This is a genomic window from Sinobaca sp. H24 (assembly GCF_023845525.1).
Map to the genome: position 1 here is coordinate 43,165 of NZ_JALBWT010000025.1, position 23,838 is coordinate 67,002.

General features: G+C 44.7%; 15 protein-coding genes, 4 pseudogenes and 1 other annotated feature. All 19 genes and pseudogenes read left to right on the forward strand.

All coding sequences use genetic code 11. The features are described from left to right. Positions 1 to 14: 14 nt before the first annotated feature. The 19 genes and pseudogenes from ilvC to MMY81_RS23665 all read left to right on the forward strand — a co-directional run bounded on the left by ilvC (position 15) and on the right by MMY81_RS23665 (position 23,766). Positions 15 to 1,036: pseudogene (gene ilvC, locus MMY81_RS23575) on the forward strand (ketol-acid reductoisomerase). Next, positions 1,023 to 2,570: a 2-isopropylmalate synthase gene (locus tag MMY81_RS23580; RefSeq protein WP_120192551.1), complete on the forward strand. Its 1,548-nt coding sequence runs from the start codon at positions 1,023 to 1,025 to the stop codon at positions 2,568 to 2,570. Before ilvC ends, MMY81_RS23580 begins: the two are co-directional and overlap by 14 nt. Positions 2,571 to 2,597: 27 nt before the next feature. Further along, positions 2,598 to 3,681 (forward strand): annotated as a pseudogene (leuB, locus tag MMY81_RS23585) (3-isopropylmalate dehydrogenase). 22 nt (positions 3,682 to 3,703) lie between these two features. Continuing rightward, positions 3,704 to 5,119 (forward strand): 3-isopropylmalate dehydratase large subunit, encoded by a 1,416-nt coding sequence (leuC, locus tag MMY81_RS23590; protein ID WP_252314748.1) that lies wholly within the window; start codon positions 3,704 to 3,706, stop codon positions 5,117 to 5,119. Positions 5,120 to 5,135: 16 nt separating this feature from the next. Beyond that, entirely contained in the window at positions 5,136 to 5,723 is a 588-nt protein-coding gene (gene leuD, locus MMY81_RS23595; RefSeq protein ID WP_120192548.1) for a 3-isopropylmalate dehydratase small subunit, read from the forward strand. A gap of 99 nt (positions 5,724 to 5,822) precedes the next feature. After that, positions 5,823 to 6,845, forward strand: coding sequence for a tetratricopeptide repeat protein (locus MMY81_RS23600; protein ID WP_252314749.1), 1,023 nt, complete (start codon positions 5,823 to 5,825; stop codon positions 6,843 to 6,845). Between the two features lie 105 nt (positions 6,846 to 6,950). Continuing rightward, the gene (gene tig, locus MMY81_RS23605; protein WP_252314750.1) at positions 6,951 to 8,297 is read left to right on the forward strand and encodes a trigger factor; all 1,347 of its coding nucleotides are present in this window, start codon (positions 6,951 to 6,953) and stop codon (positions 8,295 to 8,297) included. Between the two features lie 259 nt (positions 8,298 to 8,556). Continuing rightward, positions 8,557 to 9,828, forward strand: a complete 1,272-nt coding sequence (clpX, locus tag MMY81_RS23610) for an ATP-dependent protease ATP-binding subunit ClpX (RefSeq protein WP_120192545.1) — start codon at positions 8,557 to 8,559, stop codon at positions 9,826 to 9,828. 307 nt (positions 9,829 to 10,135) lie between these two features. Continuing rightward, positions 10,136 to 12,392, forward strand: a pseudogene (gene lon, locus MMY81_RS23615) (endopeptidase La). Beyond that, positions 12,389 to 12,976, forward strand: coding sequence for a ribosome biogenesis GTP-binding protein YihA/YsxC (gene yihA / locus MMY81_RS23620; RefSeq protein ID WP_120192543.1), 588 nt, complete (start codon positions 12,389 to 12,391; stop codon positions 12,974 to 12,976). The pseudogene lon and the gene yihA overlap by 4 nt, the downstream one beginning before the upstream one ends. A 227-nt stretch (positions 12,977 to 13,203) precedes the next feature. Beyond that, a complete protein-coding gene (gene hemA / locus MMY81_RS23625; protein WP_252314751.1) occupies positions 13,204 to 14,604 on the forward strand; it encodes a glutamyl-tRNA reductase in 1,401 nt (466 codons plus the stop codon). Positions 14,605 to 14,619: 15 nt separating this feature from the next. Beyond that, positions 14,620 to 15,450, forward strand: coding sequence for a cytochrome C assembly family protein (locus MMY81_RS23630; protein ID WP_120192541.1), 831 nt, complete (start codon positions 14,620 to 14,622; stop codon positions 15,448 to 15,450). A 35-nt stretch (positions 15,451 to 15,485) separates the two neighbouring features. Then, the gene (gene hemC, locus MMY81_RS23635) at positions 15,486 to 16,418 is read left to right on the forward strand and encodes a hydroxymethylbilane synthase (RefSeq protein ID WP_252314752.1); all 933 of its coding nucleotides are present in this window, start codon (positions 15,486 to 15,488) and stop codon (positions 16,416 to 16,418) included. 26 nt (positions 16,419 to 16,444) lie between these two features. After that, positions 16,445 to 17,197 (forward strand): uroporphyrinogen-III synthase, encoded by a 753-nt coding sequence (locus MMY81_RS23640; protein ID WP_252314753.1) that lies wholly within the window; start codon positions 16,445 to 16,447, stop codon positions 17,195 to 17,197. Continuing rightward, a complete protein-coding gene (hemB, locus tag MMY81_RS23645; RefSeq protein WP_252314754.1) occupies positions 17,190 to 18,176 on the forward strand; it encodes a porphobilinogen synthase in 987 nt (328 codons plus the stop codon). Before MMY81_RS23640 ends, hemB begins: the two co-directional genes overlap by 8 nt. Before the next feature lie 114 nt (positions 18,177 to 18,290). Then, positions 18,291 to 19,580, forward strand: coding sequence for a glutamate-1-semialdehyde 2,1-aminomutase (gene hemL / locus MMY81_RS23650; protein ID WP_252314755.1), 1,290 nt, complete (start codon positions 18,291 to 18,293; stop codon positions 19,578 to 19,580). Between the two features lie 66 nt (positions 19,581 to 19,646). Continuing rightward, positions 19,647 to 19,868, forward strand: a binding site (T-box leader). A gap of 66 nt (positions 19,869 to 19,934) precedes the next feature. Then, positions 19,935 to 22,578: pseudogene (locus MMY81_RS23655) on the forward strand (valine--tRNA ligase). 106 nt (positions 22,579 to 22,684) lie between these two features. Next, positions 22,685 to 22,978: a folylpolyglutamate synthase/dihydrofolate synthase family protein gene (locus MMY81_RS23660; RefSeq protein WP_252314756.1), complete on the forward strand. Its 294-nt coding sequence runs from the start codon at positions 22,685 to 22,687 to the stop codon at positions 22,976 to 22,978. A gap of 509 nt (positions 22,979 to 23,487) precedes the next feature. Next, positions 23,488 to 23,766 carry a glutamate ligase domain-containing protein gene (locus tag MMY81_RS23665; RefSeq protein WP_252314757.1) on the forward strand — a complete coding sequence of 93 codons (279 nt, stop codon included), beginning with the start codon at positions 23,488 to 23,490 and terminating at the stop codon, positions 23,764 to 23,766. Positions 23,767 to 23,838: the final 72 nt, after the last annotated feature.

Genomic DNA, 23,838 nt, shown 5'->3' on the forward strand with positions numbered 1-23,838 from the left:
GAGAGAATGTAAAAATGGCTAAAGTATTTTATAACGGGGATGTAAATGAAGGGGTACTTCAGAATAAGACAGTAGCAGTAGTAGGTTATGGTTCACAAGGACACGCACACGCACAGAATCTTCGTGAGAGCGGTGTAGATGTCGTAATCGGCCTGCGCCAGGGAAAATCCTGGGATAAAGCGAAAGAAGACGGGTTTACTGTCCTTTCTGTAAAAGACGCTTCCGAGAAAGCGGATGTTATCATGATCCTTCTTCCGGATGAATACCAGCCAACAATTTATAAAAACGAAATTGAACCACAGCTGAAAGAAGGCAAGGCGCTTGTATTCGCGCACGGTTTTAACATTCACTTTAACCAGATCGTTCCACCATCAAATGTGGACGTATTTATGGTAGCTCCTAAAGGACCGGGCCACATTGTCCGCCGTACGTATGAAGATGGAGCAGGCGTTCCTGCATTAATCGCTGTATATCAGGATGCAACAGGATCTGCAAAAGATACAGCACTTGCTTATGCAAAACAGATCGGTGCAGCAAGAGCAGGCGTTCTGGAAACAACGTTCCAGGAAGAAACAGAAACAGATTTATTCGGTGAGCAGGCTGTCCTTTGCGGAGGAACTTCTGCATTGGTAAAAGCCGGTTTTGAAACACTGGTTGAAGCCGGATATCAGCCTGAAGTAGCTTACTTCGAGTGTCTGCATGAACTGAAGCTTATCGTTGATTTAATGTATGAAGGCGGTTTGGCCGGAATGCGCTATTCTATCTCTGACACAGCTCAGTGGGGAGATTTTCAGGCAGGCCCACGTATCGTAACAGAAGATACTAAACAGGCTATGCGTGACGTTCTTACCGATATCAAACCGGCCGTTTCGCTAAAGGATGGATTCTTGAAAACCAGGCAAACCGTCCAGAATTCAATGCTACAAACGATAGAGAAAACAACCATTTGATTGAAGAAGTCGGCAAGGAACTCCGCGGCATGATGCCGTTTGTGAACAAACAATCTAAGGGAGTGGTGGGCAGTGCGAAAAATTAACGTCTTTGACACGACGCTTCGAGATGGAGAACAATCACCGGGCGTGAACTTGAACTTTGAAGAAAAAATGCAGATAGCCACCCAGCTTGAAAGGCTCGGAGTGGATATCATGGAAGCTGGTTTTCCAGGAGCTTCTGAAGGCGATTTTAAATCGGTTCAGGCCATTGCCAACACGATTAAAAACAGTTCAGTAACCGGACTCTCCAGATCCATCAAAAAAGAAATTGATACGTCGTGGGAAGCGTTAAAAGGAGGAGCGGAGCCAAGAATTCATTTATTCTTGGCAACCTCGCCTATTCATATGGAGCATAAACTCCGCATGAGCCCCCAGCAGGTGATAGACACAGCTGTTGATTCTGTTAAATATGCAAAAGAACGTTTTGCAAAAGTACAGTGGTCTGCGGAGGATGCCTGTCGCTCAGATATTCATTTTCTTGCAGAAATTATTGAACAGGTAATTGATGCAGGCGCAGAAGTAATTAATCTTCCGGATACCGTCGGCTATATTACACCAAAAGAAATTTTTGAAATGTTCAGCTACCTGAAAAAAACAGTACCGAACATTGATAAAGCAAATCTTTCCGCACACTGCCATGATGACCTTGGATTAGCTGTAGCCAACTCTCTTGCTGCCATTGAAGCAGGTGCAGATCAGGTGGAATGTACCATTAACGGCATCGGTGAGCGGGCCGGTAATGCTTCTTTAGAAGAAATTGCCGTGGCGCTTCGAATCCGTCAGGATTATTATAATGCGGAGACTGGATTAACGCTCAAAGAAATTAAGCGCAGCAGTACGATTGTAAGCTCCTTAACCGGAATGGCCGTACCTAACAACAAAGCTGTTGTAGGAGACAATGCCTTTGCCCACGAAGCAGGCATACATCAGGATGGTGTTCTGAAGGAAAAAACAACGTATGAAATTATTACTCCTGAACTCGTCGGTGTACATGCCAATAGAATGGTGCTCGGAAAGCATTCCGGACGTCATGCCTTTAAAGAAAAAATTACTGATCTTGGGTATAACACAAGTGAAGATGAGTTAAACAAAGTGTTCAAAGCATTTAAGTCGTTGGCGGATAAGAAAAAAGAAATCACTGATGAAGATATCTTTGCCTTGATGACAGAGGAAAAAGCCGGCGAAGCTGTAAAGTATTATGAAGTAGAAACACTTCAGGTGAATTATGGAACTAACAATATACCAACTTCCACCGTAACCATGAAAATACCGGACGGCTCAATTGTAGAAGAAGCAGCCACCGGCTCAGGAAGCGTAGAAGCGCTCTATAATACGCTTGAACGTATAATTGATAGAAAGATCAAGTTGAAAGACTACCGGATCCAGTCTATTACCGGAGGCCGGGATGCGCTGGCAGAAGTATTTGTACGGGTTGAGTTCGACGGGGAAGAAACTACCGGAAGAGGCACGGCAAATGATGTTCTTGAAGCTTCTGCAAAGGCTTATATTAACGCAGTAAATAGAATTATGAATCGTTCAAGCCGGGACAAAACGAAAATGGAAACCATCCACGTTTAACGGCTGTCACTAAGGAGAGAGCCTGTTATGAAAAAAAATATTACAGTACTTCCCGGAGATGGAATCGGCCTGGAGGTCGTGCAGTCGGCCGTGGAAGTGCTTGAAACAATCGGCACGATATACGGACATGACTTTTCCTTTGCTTATGCGGATATTGGGGGAAGCGCCATTGACAAGCACAATGATCCGCTTCCTGCTTCTACTATTGAAGCCTGCAAAGCAGGAGATGCAGTTCTTCTAGGCGCAGTCGGCGGTCCGAAGTGGGATCAGCTGAGTGGCGATATGAGGCCGGAAAAAGGTCTTCTTCGTATTCGTAAAGAATTGGATCTTTTCGCCAATCTTCGACCTGTTATCGGATTTGACAGTCTGTCTGATTCTTCCACTCTTCGTAAAGAAGTGATTACCGGGATAGACTTAATGATCGTGCGTGAACTGACAGGCGGCCTGTATTTTGGGGAGCCTCGGGAACGCCGCGAAGAAAATGGTGAAACGATAGCTGTGGATACGTTAATATACAGCCGTTCTGAAATAGAAAGAATCATCCGCAAAGGCTTTGAGCTTGCCCAGGTGCGAAGCAGAAGAGTAAACATCTGTGGATAAAGCCAATGTATTGGAAACAAGCAGGCTCTGGAGAGAAATTGCAGAGGAAATAAGCACAGAATACCCGGATGTTGCATTAGAGCATATGCTGGTTGATAATGCCGCTATGCAGTTGATTAGAGATCCACAGTATTTTGATGTTATTGTTACAGAAAACCTGTTTGGAGATATATTAAGTGATGAAGCGTCTATGCTTACAGGTTCTCTTGGAATGCTTCCTTCTGCAAGCATGAGTGCTGAAGGACCTGGTTTGTATGAACCGGTTCATGGTTCAGCACCTGATATTGCAGGACAGGATAAAGCGAATCCGCTGGCAGCGATTTCGTCTGCTTCCATGATGCTGAAATATGCGTTTGGTTTGTCAGAAGAGGCACTTGCTGTCGATAAAGCTATAGATCAAGTGCTCAATGAAGGCTTTCGTACCGGCGATATTGCCAGAGAAGGCGAAGCAGTAAAAACAACTTCGGAAATAACGCGGAAAGTTATAGAAACTCTGCGTTCTAAATTATAAAAGATAGAGAGGGTGTAGTTCGATGCAGCCAAAAACGATAATAGAAAAAATTTGGGATAAGCACGCAGTGATGTCCGAAAAAGGTAAACCGAACCTTATGTTTATTGACTTGCACATGGTTCATGAAGTAACGTCACCCCAGGCTTTTGAAGGACTTCGTTTAGCTGGTCGAAAAGTACGCCGTCCTGATCTAACATTTGCAACAATGGATCATAATGTACCGACCCAGAACCGAATGTCCATTACAGATTCGATTGCAAAAAAACAAATTGAAACTCTTGCCAACAATTGTGAAGAGTTTGGTATTGATATTGCGGATCTTAACAGCCCGAACAATGGTATTGTCCATATTATCGGACCGCAGATGGGGCTGACCCAGCCTGGAAAAACGATAGTATGCGGAGACAGCCATACCTCCACCCACGGAGCCTTCGGTGCGCTTGCGTTTGGAATCGGAACGAGTGAAGTAGAGCACGTACTTGCCACCCAGACGATCTGGCAGTCAAAGCCTAAAACAATGGAGGTTCGTGTAAACGGACGCCTTAATCCCGGTGCTACTGCAAAAGATATTATTTTAAGTATTATTGCTAAGCACGGTGTTGACTTTGGTACGGGCCATGTTCTTGAATTTACCGGCGAAGCGATCCGGGGATTGACTATGGAAGAGCGTATGACTATATGCAACATGTCGATTGAAGCAGGTGCTAAAGCTGGTTTGATCAGTCCGGACCAGGTAACGATTGACTATTTGAAGGGCCGTGAAAAAGTACCGGACGGAGAAGCTTTTGAAAAGCTCGCCCAGGAATGGAGAGACACGGCTTCCGACGAAGGTGCTGTGTACGATGCGGTCGTGGAGATGGATAGTGAAGAAATCGAGCCTATGGTGACATGGGGAACAAACCCTTCTCAGGGAATCGGCATTCATAAGCAGATTCCTGACCCTGCTAATGCTGAGTCGGATCATGACCGCAGAGCAATCCAGCAGTCGCTTGACTATATGGATTTAAAACCGGGAATGAAAATGACTGAGGTAGAAATACAGCATGTATTTATCGGTTCCTGTACAAATTCAAGAATAAGCGATTTAAGAGCCGCTGCGAAAATAGCAGAAGGCAGAAAAGTAGCAGATGGCGTCCGCGCTCTGGTTGTGCCGGGTTCACAGGCAGTGAAAATGCAGGCGGAATCAGAAGGATTGGATAAAGTATTTCTAGAAGCCGGCTTTGAATGGAGAGAATCTGGATGCAGCATGTGTTTAAGCATGAATCCGGATTTTGTGCCTGAAGGAGAACGCTGTGCCTCTACATCCAACCGTAACTTTGAAGGCCGCCAGGGAAAAGGTGCCCGCACCCACCTGGTCAGTCCTGCTATGGCAGCAGCTGCCGCAGTAGCCGGCAGATTTGTGGATATCCGTGATTTAAAAAAACCATCGCTTCAATAAAGGAGGGTAATAAAAAATGGAACCAATTATTGTGCATGAGGGTAACACTGCGGTACTGCCTCGTGTGAACGTTGATACAGACCAGATTATTCCGAAACAATTTTTAAAAAGAGTAGAACGCACAGGATTTGGACAGTTTCTGTTTTTTGACTGGCGCTTTTTGGCTGACGGAACGCCGGATCCTTCGTTTGAATTAAATAAGCCGGAAGCAGAAGAAGCAAGTGTCCTGCTGGCAGATCACAATTTTGGATGTGGTTCTTCAAGAGAGCATGCGCCGTGGGCTCTGCAGGATTATGGTTTTCGTGTTATTATTGCTCCAAGCTTTGCGGATATTTTTTATAACAACTGTTTTAAGAACGGTATATTAACAATAAGACTTCCGGAAAAACAGGTTTACGAACTGATGGATAATGGGAAAGAAGAGTATTATAAACTCAAAGTAGATCTGGAGCATCAAACGATTCAGGACAGCAAAGGTTTTGAAGCCGGTTTTGAAATTGATCCATACTGGAAAGAAATGCTTTTGAAAGGCTGGGACGAAATCAGCCTGACACTGCAGTATGCAGATCATATTGATGCTTATGAAAAGCAAAGAGGGATTTAAACGGCGGCCTACAAGGCCGTCTTCCTTTTTGTATGGCTGCTGACGGGTATTATGATTTTTAGATAGAGACCGATAGAAGAGAGAAGGGAGGGGAAATGAGTGGATGCATTTAAAGAAAAAGGAAATATTGTTCCATTTCCAGGGGCTGTTGATAAATTGATTACAGATGGGCTGCATGCATTAAAGCAGGCTGACAAGTCGGAGGCAGAGTCTTTTTTTCAAGAAGCGTTAATGCACGATCCTGAGCACGAAGAAGCTGCCTATGGCCTGCTCCTTGCTTATGCAGAAACCAATCAGCTTACGAAAGCCAGGCTTCTGGCTGAAGAAATGATGAAAAAAGACAGCGGGGATTATTACGAAATTCTCCAGGTTTATGTTTCTGTGCTGGCTCAACTGGAGCAGTATGAAGAAGTGATCGTAACGCTTGAAGCGGTCATGGCTGAAGAAGACATTCCGTCCAAGTTAAAAAAAGAACTTGAACACCTGCTGACGGTTTCTAAAAACATGCAGCGTACTATAATAGAAGCGAATGAAGAAAGCAGACTTCCTATTACATATGAAGCAAATGAGCCGGAATGGGTACCGATGCTTAGAAGCGGCTCTCCTGAAGAGAAGATGGCTGTGCTTCAGGAATTAAAACAGCAGCGTTCGCTTCAGTCTCTGCCTTACATACAGACCCTTTTGACAAGTGAACATACTTCCCCTCTTTTAAAGAGTTTTCTAGTCCTGTTATTAAAGGACTGGGAAGTAGAAAGAACGATAGAAGTAAATAAATTAAACCGGCAGGGGGAGTTTGCTCCTGAAACGCTTCCGGATATTAACAGCAGTACGTCCTATCTGGAAGCCACGGCTGCGCTTGAGCAGGTTATAGGAGAAAAAGATCCGACGTTAATGCAGCATATTATTCATCTGCTTCAGCAGATGCTGCTGTATTATTATCCTTTTCCGCCATCCGTGCAGATTTCAGCTCTTTCTGCTATGCTTCATTATGAAGCTGCTGTTCAGTCCGGATATGACATGCAGGTGGAAGCAATATGCCAAAGCTACGATGTCAGCGTTCATGATTTTCAGGCTGTACATCGCGATTATGAAAGGATTCAAAAGCAATTAACAACAATATAGACGTATCAGCGCCTGAATTGGCTTTTATGATTGAAATGGCTAAGTGATATGTTATAATGTAGTGGTTGTCAAAAACGGATATAAGAATGTTGGAGGGACAAATAAATGAGTGTCAATTGGGAAAAATTAGAAGGAAATCAAGGTGTACTGACAATTGATGTAGCGTCAGAAAAATTTGACGAAGCATTGGATCAGGCTTTTACAAAAGTAAGAAAACAGGTGAACGTTCCTGGATTTAGAAAAGGGAAAATTCCACGCAAAATTTTTGAACAGCGCTTTGGCGTTGAATCATTATACCAGGATGCTCTGGATATCGTTCTTCCTGATGCTTATGCATCTGCTGTTGACGAAGCAGGAATTGAGCCGGTGGACAGACCGGAAATTGATGTGGATCAGGTAGAGCAGGGTAAAGACGTTATTTTTAAAGCAACTGTTACCGTGAAGCCTGAAGTGAAGCTTGGCACATACAAAGGACTTGAAGTTGAAAAGTTCGATGTAACTGTTACAGAAGACGAAGTACAGGCAGAGCTTGACCAGCTTCGTGAGAAGCAGGCAGATCTTGCTGTTGTAGAAGATGGAGAAGTACAGGAAGGCGATACTGCTATTCTTGACTTTGAAGGATTCGTTGATGGTGAGCCATTTGAAGGCGGACAGGCGGAGAACCATTCACTTGAAATTGGTTCCGGCCAGTTTATTCCTGGATTTGAAGAACAGTTAATCGGATTAAAGCCGGGTGCTGAACAGGACGTAGAAGTAACGTTCCCTGAAGAGTACCATGCAGAAGATCTTGCCGGTAAAAAAGCCGTATTTAAAGTTAAGCTTCATGATATTAAGCGCAAAGAACTTCCTGAGCTTGATGATGATTTTGCTAAAGATCTGGAAGAGCACGAAGCAGAAACAATTGATGAATTAAAAAGCAGCGTAGCGCACAAGCTTGAGCACGATAAAGAGCACTCCAAAGAACATCATGATAGAGATACAGTAGTAGAGCTTGCTGCTGAGAATGCTTCTGTTGATATTCCAGAGGCCATGGTAAGCACAGAAGCAGACCGTATGCTTCAGGAATTCAGTCAGCGTCTTCAGTCCCAGGGCATGTCTATGGATATGTACTACCAGGTGACAGGTTCTGATGAAGAAGGCATGAAAGAACAGTTCAAAGAAGAAGCTGAAAAGCGTGTGAAAATGAACCTTACGCTTGAAGCTGTAGCCGATGAAGAGAAGCTTGAAGCATCTGATGAAGATGTAGAAGCGGAACTTGATAAAATGGCGGAAATGTACAAGCGCTCTAAAGATGAAATTAGAAATCTTCTTGCCATGCAGGGCGGAGACGACGCTATTAAAGGCGACCTCCGCATTCAAAAAGCGATCGACTTTCTTGTTGAACACAGTGTAACTGTGGAAAAGAAGGAAGAAGAAGCGCCTGAAGCTGAAGAAGGAGAAGAGAAAGAATAATAAAGAAATGCTGTCCTGTAAGTATCGATTACTTTCAGGGCAGTTTTCTACATAAGTACTAAAAAAAGAGATACACATAGAAGAACGTATTGTTTTATATTCATGTTCATTTTATGATACAATGCAGTCCATGATATAAATTCATAAATTAGCCATAAATCAAAGATAAATGGCAGCTGATAGATAAGCTGCTCTCTTTTATGACTAACATATAGTAAGTATAATAATGAGCTTTAAAAACATGTAAGGGGTGAACGAATTGTTTAAATTCAATGAAGAAAAAGGTCAGCTTAAATGCTCCTTTTGCGGAAAAACTCAGGACCAGGTCAGAAAGCTTGTAGCAGGCCCTGGTGTTTATATATGCGATGAGTGCATTGAACTATGTACGGAGATTGTAGAAGAAGAACTGGGTACAGATGAAGAAGTGGAATTTGAAGAAATTCCTAAGCCTTCTGAAATTAACGAAATTCTGGATGATTATGTTATTGGACAGGAACGAGCCAAACGTTCGCTTTCAGTAGCTGTGTACAATCACTACAAACGGGTTAATTCTGTTAAGAAAACTGATGATGTAGAGCTTGCGAAAAGTAACATCTGCCTAATCGGTCCTACAGGAAGCGGTAAAACCCTTCTTGCACAGACGCTTGCCAGAGTATTAAACGTGCCATTTGCGATTGCAGATGCTACTTCTCTGACAGAAGCCGGCTATGTAGGAGAAGATGTGGAAAACATCCTTCTTAAATTAATCCAGGCCGCAGATTATGATGTTGAAAAAGCAGAAAAAGGCATTATCTATATCGATGAAATCGATAAAGTAGCCAGAAAATCTGAAAATCCATCTATTACAAGAGACGTTTCGGGTGAAGGTGTGCAGCAGGCTCTTCTAAAGATTCTCGAAGGTACGACGGCAAGTGTTCCTCCACAGGGCGGACGCAAGCATCCACACCAGGAATTTATCCAGATTGATACAAGCAACGTATTGTTTATCTGCGGCGGTGCTTTTGACGGTATCGATCAAATCGTAAAACAGCGTTTAGGTAAAAAAGTAATCGGCTTTGGTTCTGATTCGGAAAAAGAAGAGCTTGCAAAAGAAGAGTACATGAGCAGAATTCTTCCGGAAGACCTGTTAAGATACGGTCTTATTCCTGAATTCATCGGACGTCTTCCTGTTATCTCCAGCCTTTCTACATTGGATGAGCAGGCGCTGATTGAAATTTTGACACAGCCTAAGAATGCGCTTGTTAAACAGTTCCAGAAGCTGCTTGAACTTGATGACGTAGAACTTGAATTTACTGATGATGCGCTTCGCGAAATTTCGATTAAAGCAATTGAAAGAAAAACTGGCGCACGTGGACTTCGTTCTATTATTGAAGGAATTATGCTGGACGTTATGTATGATCTGCCTTCTAAAGAAGAAGTGGTCAAGTGTGAAATTACAGCTGAATGTGTGACCGGAGATGCTACGCCAATTTTAAAAACAAAAGACGGCGAAATAGTTCCTCTCAAAGGTGAACCAAAAGAAAGCGCGTAACACTACAAATGAAAGTCAAACCGCTTTGGGTTTTAGTGAATCCCAAAGCGGTTTTTCCTATATAATGCCAAATTCTATAAATGAGAGCATTCTTACTCAATACGCCGGCTTCATTAGACAACCGTGCAGGAGTGGGATAAAATAAAAGTACTGTGCATATACTGCAGCAGGGTAGTTATCCTGCTGTTTCATTACATAGAATGACAGCTTATATAGAGATAGAGACCGGAGGTGCTGACAATTGACAGAATCAAACAATAGAACGATACCACTTTTACCACTTAGAGGACTTTTAGTTTTCCCAACGATGGTGCTGCATTTGGACGTAGGAAGAGACAAGTCCGTCCAGGCATTAGAGCAGGCTATGGTGGAAGACAGCGAAATACTACTCACGAGCCAGGTGGATTTATCAGTAGATGAGCCTGGTGCAGATGATATGTACCAGGTAGGTACGATGGCAAAGGTAAAGCAGATGCTTAAGCTCCCGAACGGCACTATCCGTGTGCTGGTCGAAGGACTGGAGCGGGCAAAAATTGAAAAGTTTACGCAAAAGGAAGAGTACTTTCAGGTGGAAATGTCGATTTTATCGAATGTGGAGGAAAGCAATCCTTCTGAAGAACTCGCATTAATGCGCAATGCCCTGGAGCAATTTGAAGAATATATCCGTTTATCCAAAAAAGTATCAAAAGAAACCCTTCAGTCCGTTCAGGATATAGCAGAACCGGGCCGATTCGCGGATATCGTCAGTTCCCACCTTCCTTTGAAAGTCGCTGAAAAGCAGGAACTTCTGGAAACGGTTTCCGTTAAGAAAAGACTGCAGCGTATTCTGGATATCTTAAATAATGAAAAAGAAGTTCTCGGCCTGGAACAAAAAATCGGCCAGACGGTAAAGAAATCAATGGAAAAAACGCAGAAAGAATATTATCTTCGCGAACAGATGAAAGCTATTCAAAAAGAACTGGGTGACAAAGACGGTAAAGACGGCGAAGTTGGAGAACTCCGTGAAAAAATTGAACAGTCCGATATGCCGAGCAGGTGCTGGCTAAAGCCTATAAAGAGCTGGACCGCTACGAAAAGATGCCGTCCACAGCGGCGGAAAGTTCCGTTATCCGTACCTATATCGAATGGCTGACGTCCATTCCGTGGAAAGAAGAAACAACGGACCGTCTGGACGTGAACCATGCCCATGAAATTCTTGACGAGGACCATTACGGCCTTGAGAAAGTAAAAGAACGGGTGCTGGAACATTTAGCTGTACAGGAGCTTACCAACTCATTAAAAGGACCTATTCTTTGTATCAGCGGTCCGCCGGGAGTCGGTAAAACATCACTGGCTAAATCGATTGCGCGTGCACTAGAGCGTAAGTTTGTCCGTGTTTCCCTTGGCGGAGTGCGTGATGAAGCGGAAATTAGAGGCCACAGACGCACGTATGTAGGAGCGATGCCGGGACGTATCATTCAGGGCATGAATAAAGCCGGCTCCACCAACCCGGTGTTCCTGCTGGATGAAATTGATAAAATGGCAAGTGATTTCAGAGGAGATCCGTCTTCTGCCATGCTTGAAGTGCTTGATCCTGAGCAGAATAATTCATTCAGCGATCATTATATAGAAGAGACGTATGATCTGTCGAAAGTGCTTTTTATTACGACAGCAAACAACATTTCTGCTATACCGGGGCCTCTTCTGGACCGTATGGAAATTTTCCGATTGCCGGTTACACGGAGCTTGAAAAAGAGCGTATTGCCATCGACTATTTATTTCCAAAGCAGCTGGAAGCCCATGGGCTCACAAAGAGCAAACTACAGATTAAAGACGATTCCATGATGAAATTAATCCGTTATTATACAAGGGAAGCAGGAGTCCGGAGTCTGGAAAGAGAAATAGCTAAAGTATGCCGGAAAGCTGCGAAGAAAATAGTAGCAGGCGAGAAGAAGCGTGTCGTTGTTACGGAAAATACGATTGAAGAGATGCTTGGACGTCCTAAATTCCGTTACGGCCAGGCGGAGATAGAAAATCAGGTAGGAACGGCTATGGGACTTGCATACACTACAGCCGGAGGTACCGTTCTTTCCATTGAAGTATCGCTTGCAAAAGGAAAAGGTGATTTAAGTCTCACCGGTAAACTCGGAGACGTCATGAAAGAATCTGCACGTGCTGCTTTCAGCTATACGAGAGCCAACGCAGAACAATTAGGTATTTCTCCGGACTTTTACAAGGAGTATGATATTCATATTCATGTTCCCGAAGGCGCTACGCCAAAGGATGGTCCATCGGCGGGAATCACGATTGCTACTGCTTTGATTTCTGCTTTCACCGGCAAACCCGTTAAGAAAGAAGTGGGAATGACCGGAGAGATAACGCTGAGAGGAAGAGTACTTCCGATAGGCGGGCTCAAAGAAAAAGCAATGAGCGCTCATAGAGCCGGGCTAACAACGATTATTATTCCAAAGGACAACGAAAAAGATTTGGAAGATATACCGGAAAGCGTTAGAAAAGGACTTACCTTTATACCGGTTTCCCAGTTAGATGAAGTATTAGAACACGCGTTGGAGGAAAAAGAATGAAAGCCAATCAAGCAGAGCTTGTAATAAGTGCAGTAGCTGAAGAACAGTATCCCACAATGGATCTTCCGGAGATTGCCATGGCCGGAAGGTCCAATGTAGGGAAATCTTCTTTTATCAATACCCTGCTTAATAGAAAAAACCTGGCGAGAACTTCGTCCAAGCCGGGAAAAACAAGAACCCTTAATTTTTATTTAATTAATGAAATCCTGATGCTTGTAGACGTTCCTGGCTACGGCTACGCTAAAGTTTCCAAAACAGAACGCGCAGCATGGGGAAAAATGATTGAAACGTATTTAGGAGAACGTGACCAGCTCTGCGGAGTTACTCTTATATTGGATGTAAGGCATGCACCAAGCGGTGAAGATGTGAGGATGTATCAATATTTAAAGCATTTTGAGCTGCCTGTTGTCATAATTGCTACAAAAGCGGACAAAGTCACCAAAAATAAACGACCCAAGCACGTGAAGCAGATAAAAGAAACGCTTGGCCTGCATAAAGAAGATTCGGTCGTATTGTTTTCCTCGGAAACCGGCCAGGGTAAAGAAGAAGCATGGGGTGCTATTAACAGGCTTAGAGCAAAATAATTATGCAGCGAGATGTCGTTTGCTGTTCACATTTCTTTTTTTCGTTTATAATAAATCATGTTATAATAGAATTATTCTAAATAAGAAAAGCGTTCAGCTTCTTTAATATGAACGAAAAAAATGGTATAACTATAAGAGTATGAAAGCGTATGTAAAAAGTAAAATGCTGTTACATACTTACATTCTCTGTGAAATAGTGCAGCTTATTTATTAGGGGTGAACAATACATGCATATTCTCGTTGCAGGATTAGATTATAAAACAACCCCCGTTGAGATCAGAGAGCAGCTTGCTTTCCAGGATGGAACGCTGCCGGAAGCTCTTCACAGCCTTAGTGGAATGAAGAGTATTCTGGAATGCACTATTATTTCCACCTGTAACCGTACGGAAGTATACGCTGTGGTTGATCAGCTTCACACGGGACGCCAATATATTAAACAATTTCTTTCCCAGTGGTTCGATCTTCCAAAAGAAGAGTTCGGCCCTTATTTAACGATACGTGAAAATGATGCTGCGATTCAGCATTTATTTAAGGTGGCAACCGGTCTTGATTCCATGATTCTGGGAGAAACACAGATTCTCGGTCAGGTGAAAAACAGCTTTTTTACCGCCCAGGACTCAGAAGCAACAGGAACTATTTTTAACGAATTATTTAAGCAGGCTATTACGTTCGCGAAAAAAGCCCATAATGAAACGGAAATTAATGATAACGCCGTGTCGGTAAGTTACGCAGCAGTAGAACTGGGCCATAAAATATTTGGGGATTTCTCGAATAAGAATGTCCTGATTCTAGGTGCAGGGAAAATGAGTGAACTAACGGCCCGTCATCTGTATTCCAGTGGTGCAGCGGAAGTAACCGTTTTAAACAGAACGTTTTCCAAAGCGGCAGAACTGGCAGACCGGATTTTCGGCCGGGCGCTGGAAATGGATCACCTTCAGCAGACGCTCGAGAGCGCGGATATTGTGATTTCCTCAACGGGTTCAAAGGAATATGTGATCGATCGAAAAATGATGGAAATGGCTCTGAAAAAACGCAGAGGCCGGCCGCTGTTTATGATCGATATCGCCGTTCCAAGAGATTTGGATCCGGAGCTGAACGATCTTGATAATATTTTTCTTTACGATATCGATGATCTTCAGGGAATCGTGGAGTCTAATCTTTCCGAGCGGAAAGTTGCGGCAGCTAAAATAGAAGACATGATGCAGGACCAGCTTCTACAGTTTAAAGAATGGGTGGATACCCTGGGCGTCGTGCCTATCATTTCTGCTCTGCGGAGCAAAGCTGTCTCTATTCAGGCTGATACAATGGACAGCATCGAGCGAAAGCTTCCCGACTTAACGGAAAGAGAGCGTAAAATTCTTCGTAAGCACACTAAAAGCATTGTCAATCAAATGCTGCGTGATCCTATCATGCGTGCAAAAGAGCTGGCAGCTGAACCTGACGCTGAACAGTCCCTTGCTTTGTTTACAGAAATATTTGCTCTTGAAGAGGAAATTGCCTCTGCTAAAGAAGTAGAGAGCATTCAGCATAAAAAGAATGTACAAATAGAAGAAGATAGACAAATAGCACAAAAAAAACCGCCTTTGCTGCCGTACGCCTATGCAAAGGATGTTACTCTCCGAGTATGAGAGGAGTTATCGTAGATGGTTGCAGCAGCTAATACTATTTATGTCGTAACCATTGTTCTTTATAGTTTGAGCCTGCTTGGCTATTTTTTCGATTTTCTACAGACGAACCGGAAGGCAAATCGCATTGCCTTCTGGCTTCTAACTGTTGTCTGGCTGCTGCAGACCTCATTTTTTATTATAAGAGCTGTGCAATACGACAGACTTCCCGTTATTACACCCTTTGAAGGGTTATTTTTTTATGCATGGCTTTTAGTTACCTTTTCCTTAATTATTAATCGATTGTTCCGTGTAGATTTCCTCGTTTTTTTTGCCAATGTGATTGGCTTTGCGATGCTTGCTTTCAGCCTGTTCGCTCCCGACGGAGATATACCTAATGAGTTAAACGAACTTTTAATTTCTGAGCTGTTAATTATTCACGTTACGTTAATTATTATTTCCTATGCTGCCTTTACTCTTGGCTTTGCATTTTCCAGCCTTTATCTGCTGCAGCATAAGCTGCTGAAAAGAAAAAAATGGGGAAATCGGCTTCTCCGGCTTGAGAATCTGCCAAAAATGGAAACTCTTACTTTTTACTCGACCGTGGCCGGTGTGCCATTGTTAATGCTCGGTATTATTTTAGGATTTATATGGGCAAGTATTCAATTTCAAACCCTGCCCTGGACAGATGCTAAAGTAATTGCTTCTGCTGTTCTGCTGCTAGTGTACAGCTGGTATTTATATCTTTGGGCTGTAAAGGACCAAAGAGGTTATAATATGGCCGTGTTAAATATTATTGGGTTTTTACTGCTGTTGACTAACTATTTTCTTTCAAGTGAACTGACCGAATTTCATATGTGGTATTTGTGAAATAGGAAGATACTATAGACGTTGTGGAGGATGACATGAGAAAAATTATTGTAGGCACAAGAAAAAGCAATCTTGCGATAAAGCAGGCAGAGTGGGTTATCGACGCGTTAAAGCGTGCCGGCGCTCCGTATGAATTTGAAATGAAGAAAATTGTTACAAAAGGCGATAAAATTCTGGACGTTACTCTCTCTAAAGTAGGGGGAAAAGGCCTGTTTGTAAAAGAAATTGAACAGGCAATGACGGATGGGGAAATTGATTTTGCCGTACACAGTATGAAAGATATGCCCGGTGAGCTTCAGGATGATTTTACGTTAGGTGCGATTACGAACCGGGTGGATCCAAGAGACGTGTATATTGCCAATGATCATGTGCCGTTTTTGGAGCTTCCGGAAGGAGCGGTCGTTGGAACAAGCAGTCTCCGTCGGTCCTCCCAGATTCTCGCGAAACGTCCTGATTTAAAGATTCAGTGGATCCGCGGCAACATTGAAACGAGACTCCGCAAACTGAGGGAAGAAAATTATGATGCGATTATTTTAGCGGCGGCCGGCCTGGAACGAATGGGCTGGGACCCGGAAATGGTTACAGAATTTCTTGATCCCGATCTTTGTCTGCCGGCGGTAGGACAGGGTGCGCTCGGTATTGAGTGCCGTGCCAACGACGATGAGGTAATCTCTCTTCTGCAGAGTATCCATGAAACTGAAGTAGCTCAGAGAGTTCGTGCCGAGAGAGCTTTTCTGAAAGCAGTAGAAGGCGGATGTTCCGTACCCATAGCAGGCTATGCCACGATGGAAAAGGAACAGATTCATCTTACCGCTTTAGTAGGAACACCTGATGGCAGAATTATTCTTCAGGAAAAAAGAGAAGGTACTGATCCTGAAAAAATTGGCAGAGACGCAGCGGAAACGCTGCTTGCACGAGGAGCAAAGGATATTCTTGATGACGTGAGAGCAGAGCTGGATAATCAGTGAGCCTTTCCTTAAACGGAAGCAGGGTTTTGATTACAAGGCCTGCTCATCAAAGCAGCCTGTTGGCGCAGCCGGTAGAGCGCAGCGGCGGCAGGCCGGTAGTTATACCGCTGATAGGAGTGGAACGGCTGCCGCTGTCTGCAGATGATCGGGAAAAAATTAAAAAAATGTATATGTATGAATGGTTTGTTTTTACGAGCGTAAATGCGGTACATTATTTTATGGAAACATTAAAACAAGAAGGTCATTCTTTTCCAAACCATGCAAAAATAGCTGCGGTAGGATCCAAAACAGCCCATTCACTTAAGGATGCGGGTTTATCGGTGGAGCTGATGCCGGAATCCTACACGGCGGAAGCTCTGTCAGAGACATTGGCTTCCAGTTTAAAAAAGGGAAGCCGTATTCTTTTTCCGAAAAGCCGGATCAGCCGCGATACGATTACAGCACGTCTGCAGGCGGAAGAAAAACCCGTTGACGTGATCGATGTGTATACGACGGCACCGGTTACTGGAAATATAGAACCACTGCAGCATATCATTCTTCAGAATGAAGTTGACTTTATTACGTTTACAAGCCCTTCCGCTGTCAGGGCATTCCTGAATGGGGTAAGCGGTCTGCCTCTTGAAAACTGGTCTCATATTCCGGTTATATCAATTGGCCCGGTTACGTCTGCCGAAGCAGAAAAGCATGCATTTAAACAAATTTATACCGCCGATCCTCATACGATTGAAGGAATGATGGATCTGCTTTTGAAACTTTCGAAGGAGGATTTTGATGAGTGATTTACAGTTTCGGAGACACCGCCGTCTCCGCTCGACACCCGGTATTCGAAAAATGGTGCGGGAAAACGAAGTGAAAAAAGAAGACTTGATTTTTCCTATTTTTGTAGTAGAGGGAGAAAAAGTAAAAAACGAAGTCCCGTCCATGCCGGGAATTTATCAGGTATCTCTTGATATTCTGGCGCAGGAAACCAATAAGCTGGAACGCCATGGTGTGCCGGCCGTAATGGTCTTCGGCGTTCCCAATGAAAAAGACGAATACGGATCTCAGGCATATGCAGAAGAAGGCATCGTACAGCGGGCTATAGGCGTTATTAAAGAAAATAATCCTACGTTAACGGTTATAGCTGATACATGCCTCTGCCAGTATACCGACCACGGACACTGCGGTGTGATTAGAGACGGGGAAATTCTTAACGATGAATCCCTTCAGTTACTGACGGAAACGGCTGTTTCCCAGGCGAAAGCCGGAGCAGATATTATTGCGCCTTCCAACATGATGGATGGATTTACGGCAGCGATCCGCCGCGGTCTTGATAATGCAGGTTTTGTGCACACGCCGATTATGTCCTATTCGGTTAAATATGCTTCTGCATTTTATGGTCCTTTCCGCGATGCTGCCCACAGCACGCCTTCCTTTGGAGACCGGAAAACCTATCAGATGGACCCGGCGAACCGCGAAGAAGCACTGCGGGAAGCTCGTTCCGATGTAGAAGAAGGTGCCGATTTTCTTATTGTGAAGCCGGCTCTTTCCTATCTTGATATTATGAGAGAAGTGAAAGATGCTACAGGCTATCCGGTAGTAGCCTACAATGTTTCCGGAGAATTTGCGATGCTTAAAGCAGCGGCTCAAAATGGATGGATTGATGAAAAAGCCGTCGTAATGGAAAAGCTTGTCAGTATGAAGCGGGCAGGTGCGGATCTGATCGTTACGTATTTTGCATTAGACGTGGCCAAGTGGATCGACGAAGAACTATATTAGAATATACTGCCTGACTGCGCTGCAGCAGGCAGTTTTTCCTTATTAAAGAAAAGTCGCACAAAAAAACGGCTTTTGTTATTCTGGTAGTAGATTATAAAAAGGGAAGTGACAGAAATGAAATCCTATGAAAAATCCTCAGCTGCTTTTGAGCAGGCAAAACCGTTAATGCCGGGCGGCGTGAACAGCCCTGTGCGTACATATAATTCGGTGGGGCATCCTGCTGTGTACATGCAGAGCGGTAAAGGTTCTAAAATAACCGATCTGGATGGAAATGAGTACATTGATTATGTTCTATCGTGGGGACCGCTCATTTTAGGGCACGCCCAGGACCATGTCGTGGAGCAGTTAAAGGCAGTGACTGAAAAAGGCACAAGCTTTGGTGCCTCCCACGTGATGGAAATAAAGCTTGCCGAACTGGTTATTGATAGAGTCCCTTCCATCGAAGTGGTACGAATGGTCAATTCCGGCACAGAGGCAACCATGAGCGCTCTCCGTCTTGCGCGCGGTTTTACCGGTCGTGACAAGATTCTTAAAATGGAAGGCTGTTATCATGGGCACGGCGATTCTCTTCTAATCAAAGCTGGATCCGGCGTAGCCACTTTAGGCCTTCCGGACAGCCCGGGAGTTCCAGCATCGGTTGCATCCAACACATTAACCGTGCCGTATAATGATCTGGCCAGCCTGCAGAAGGCATTTGATGAATACGGCGATGAGATTGCTGCCGTTATATTGGAGCCGGTCACTGGAAATATGGGGATAGTGCTTCCGGAAGAAGGATTTTTGGAAGGCGTCCGAGATATTACTAATCAACATGGCAGCCTGCTGATCTTCGATGAAGTAATGACTGGCTTTAGAGTCGGCTATCACTGCGCTCAGGGCGTGTATAACGTAACGCCGGACATAACGTGTCTTGGGAAAGTTATTGGCGGAGGACTGCCTGTAGCGGCTTACGGGGGCAGACGCGATATTATGGAGCAGATAGCACCGAGCGGACCGATCTATCAGGCCGGCACGCTGTCTGGAAATCCGCTTGCTATGACAGCCGGATTCGAAACATTAAATCAGCTGAAGCCGGAAGATTACGATACATTTGACCGTCTTGGCACGCTTTTGGCCGAGGGTCTGCATGAAGCTGCCCTAAAGCACGATATCCCTCATCATATTAATAAAGCCGGGTCGATGGTCGGGTTCTTCTTTACGGATGAAAAAGTCGTGGACTTTAAAACAGCCAAAACCTCGGATCTGGAAATGTTTGCGGCATACTTTAGAGAAATGATGGCCCAGGGCGTTTCGCTTCCTCCTTCTCAATTTGAAGGCATGTTTCTTTCAACTGCCCATACAGAAGAAGATATTGAAAATACGGTAAAAGCCGCCGAAAAAGCTTTTTCCGTGATTAAAAAATAAAATTAATTTGCATTGACTGGCAGGCAGGGCTCTGCTTAAAATAGAAGCATACCAATCAGTATAAATAAGAAAGCATAGATAGGGAAGAGTAAGGATCCCACGCCTGCACAGAGAGAAGGCAGCCCAGCTGAAATGCCTTTCCTGCGCGGATCCTGAAGGTCGCCCCGGAGCTTTTTCTCTGAAATAAAGTAGGAGGAGACGGCAGGTACCGTTATACCTAAGTGTGTGACGCTGGCAGACAGTGTCACAAATAAAGGTGGTACCGCGTAAACTCTTTTCGTCCTTTGCAGGCGAGAAGAGTTTTTTTATTTGGGCAAAAAGTACGGTGACTTTCTAATAAAGGAGAACGATATGATGGATAAGGCAAACCAGACAGATATGCCGACAAAGTATGATCCGCAGGCTACTGAAGCAAAATGGTATCCCTACTGGACGGAGGGAGAATTTTTTAAGGCAGAAGGAAAAGGGGATAAAGAACCCTACACCATTGTTATTCCACCTCCTAACGTAACAGGACGGCTTCATTTGGGCCATGCCTGGGATACGACGCTGCAGGATATTATTTCCCGCTTAAAGCGCATGCAGGGCTATGATATGCTCTGGCTGCCGGGCATGGACCATGCCGGTATTGCCACGCAGGCTAAAGTGGAAGGAAAACTGAAAGAAGAGGAACAAACCGTTATGAAATGGGACGGGAAGCATTCCTGGAGAAATCCTGGGAATGGAAAGAAGAGTATGCAGATTTTATCCGGGAGCAGTGGTCCAAGATTGGTCTTTCCCTCGATTATTCGAGAGAGCGGTTTACTTTGGATAAAGGACTGTCCGATGCGGTGCGTAAAGTATTCGTTACTCTTTATAATAAAGGGCTGATCTACCGCGGCGAATACATTATTAACTGGGATCCGGATACGAAAACGGCTCTCTCTGATATAGAAGTTATCTACAAAGATGTGCAGGGCTCTTTTTATCATATGGCCTATCCATTGGCGGACGGAAGCGGATCGATTGAAGTAGCGACTACCCGTCCGGAAACGATGCTCGGTGATACGGCCGTTGCCGTTCATCCAAAAGATGAGCGCTATGCCCATTTAATCGGAAAAAAAGTAAAGCTGCCGATTGTCGGCCGCGAGATAGAAATTATTGCAGATGATTATGTAGAAATGGACTTCGGGTCCGGTGCTGTTAAAATTACGCCGGCTCATGATCCGAATGACTTTGAAATGGGAAACAGACATAATCTGGAACGCGTACTCGTCATGGATGAGTCTGGAAAAATGAATGAAAATGCTGCGAAATATGAAGGACTGGATCGTTTTGAATGCCGCCGTCAGATTACAGCAGACCTGCAGGAGCAGGGCGTGCTGTTTAAAGTGGAAGATCACATGCATTCGGTCGGCCATTCGGAACGGAGCGGCGCTGTCGTAGAACCTTATCTATCCACGCAGTGGTTCGTGGATATGAAGCCGCTCGCTGCAAACGCAATCGCTCTCCAGCAAAAAGAAGAAAAAGTACATTTCGTGCCGGAGCGCTTTGAAAAAACGTACCTGCACTGGCTCGATAATATTAGAGACTGGTGCATATCCAGACAGCTGTGGTGGGGCCATCGGATTCCTGCCTGGTACCATAAAGAGACCGGCGAAATGTATATTAGCATGGAAGAACCTGCGGACGCGGAAAACTGGGAACAGGATGAAGACGTACTGGACACCTGGTTCAGCTCAGCGCTTTGGCCTTTTTCCACAATGGGCTGGCCGGACGAACAGTCGGAGGATTTTAAAAGATTCTATCCGACTAATGCGCTCGTAACCGGATATGATATTATCTTTTTCTGGATTTCCCGGATGATTTTTCAGGGACTTGAATTTACCGGACAGCGTCCATTTGAGGATGTGCTGATTCACGGACTGGTTCGGGACAGCGAAGGCCGGAAGATGAGTAAATCACTCGGCAACGGCGTTGATCCTATGGACGTCATTGAAAAGTACGGTGCTGATGCACTGCGTTTCTTCCTCGCTACCGGCACGACACCGGGCAACGACCTGCGTTTTCAGTGGGAGAAGGTAGAGGCCAACTGGAACTTTGCCAATAAAATCTGGAATGCCTCCCGTTTTGCCCTGATGAACATGGACGGCCTCGCTTATGATGAAATCAGCCTCGAAGGTGAAAAGACAATGGCCGACCGCTGGATTTTAACAAGGCTTCAGGATACGGTCCAAAGCGTAACCCGGCTGATGGATCAGTATGAATTTGGAGAAGTAGGCCGCCTGCTGTATAACTTTATCTGGGAAGACGTATGTGACTGGTATATTGAAATGGCTAAACTGCCGCTTTACGGAGAAGATGACGCTCAGAAGCATATGGCCCGTTCGGTACTGGCCCACGTACTTGACCAGACGATGAGGCTGCTGCACCCGATCATGCCGTTTATCACCGAAGAAATCTGGCAGCACCTTCCTCATCAAGGGGACTCTATTACGGTAGCAGCATGGCCTCTCGTGAACCATGACCTGATCGATGCTCAGTCCGTTGAGGACATGGAGCTGATCAAGCGAATCATCCGCTCAGTACGAAATACGCGTGCAGAAATGAACGTAGCACCGAGCAAGGAAATTGAACTGTTATTAATGCCGCTTCCGAAAAAGAACTGCAGCAGCTCCTGCGCGGACAGGAATATCTGGAGCGCTTCTGTAATCCGGAAAAACTGACGATTGATACAGGGCTGCAGGCACCGGAAAAATCGGTGTCCCACGCACTGACCGGGGCAGATCTTTATATGCCGCTCGCCGGGCTGATACAGCTGGACGAGGAAATTGCCAGGCTTCAAAAAGAAAAAGAAAAGCTGGATAAAGAAGTAGAACGGGTGCAGAAAAAGCTTGCCAATGAAGGTTTTACGAGCAAGGCACCGGCACACGTAGTCGAAGAAGAAAAGCAGAAACAGCAGGATTATGCGGATAAACGCGATAAAGTGGTGGCCCGCATGGAAGAACTGCAGCAGTAAATAAAAACAGGAAAGGGAGGCGTGAAACCCTCTCTTTTTTCTTTCATATACGAACAACCTGAATAGAAATGAGGGAAAGCATGAAGACGTATAAAGAAGCGAGAGCATGGCTGGAAGACAGAAAAAATTCGGCATACATCCGGGGCTGGAGCGGATGACTATGCTGATGGAAGGCCTGGGAAATCCTGAACGTAAAATGAAAAGCGTCCATATTGGAGGCACGAATGGAAAGGGATCCACAACTGCTTTTCTAAGAAATATCCTGGAGGAATCCGGCATGGAGGTAGGTACGTTTACCTCCCCTTATATAGAGACATTCAGAGAGCGGATTGCGGTGAACGGGGCACCAATAAGTGAAGAAGCCTTTCTGGAAGCCGCTAATGTAGTGCGGCCATTGTAGAATCGGTGGAAAAATCGTTGTTCGGCCCGCCGACCGAATTTGAAGTAGTTACAGCGATTGCCGCCCGCTACTTTCTTCTAAAGCTTTTCCGGACGTAGTGATATGGGAGGTCGGACTGGGCGGGAGGCTTGACTCTACAAATGTCATGCTGCCGCTCATAAGCGTCATTACTAATATTGGGCATGATCATCAGCATATTCTCGGGATACAATAGAAGAGATCACCAGAGAAAAAGCCGGCATCGTTAAGTCGGGAGTCCCTTTGATTACATGTGAAGAAAAGCCGGAAAGTCTGGAGATTCTGGAGGAGTCCTGTCTCGGAAAAGTTCACGAAAATGTATCAGCTCGGCAGAGATTTTCATATTGAGAATATAGCGCCCCATCAAACGGGAATAACGTTTTCGTTTCAATCCGTATTCTTGAAAAGCTCGACCAGGTCCAGCTTTCCATGCTGGGACCACATCAAACTAAAAATGCTGCTGCGCTGTGATGGCGGCGAGATATCTTAAAATGTATTATGCGTTCCCGGCAGAGGATGATAGCATTCTCCGCGGGCTGCAAAAAACGAGCTGGCCGGGAAGGCTTGAAGTGGATCAGGAAAGAAAAATAATTATCGACGGCGCGCATAATAAAGAAGGAATGGCAAGCCTGATAGAGGCACTGCATGCTCATTTTTCAAAAGATACTTTTCACTTTATTATTGGTACGACAAAAGAAAAAAACGTGGAGGATTTTCTGCATCCGCTTGAAAGCATGAACACAGCCACGGTGTCTTTAGCCGGCTTTTGATTTTGAACGGGCCGCCGAGCCGGAGAATCTGAAAATGGAAAGTCTTTCAGGGACGCCGACTGCATATGAGAC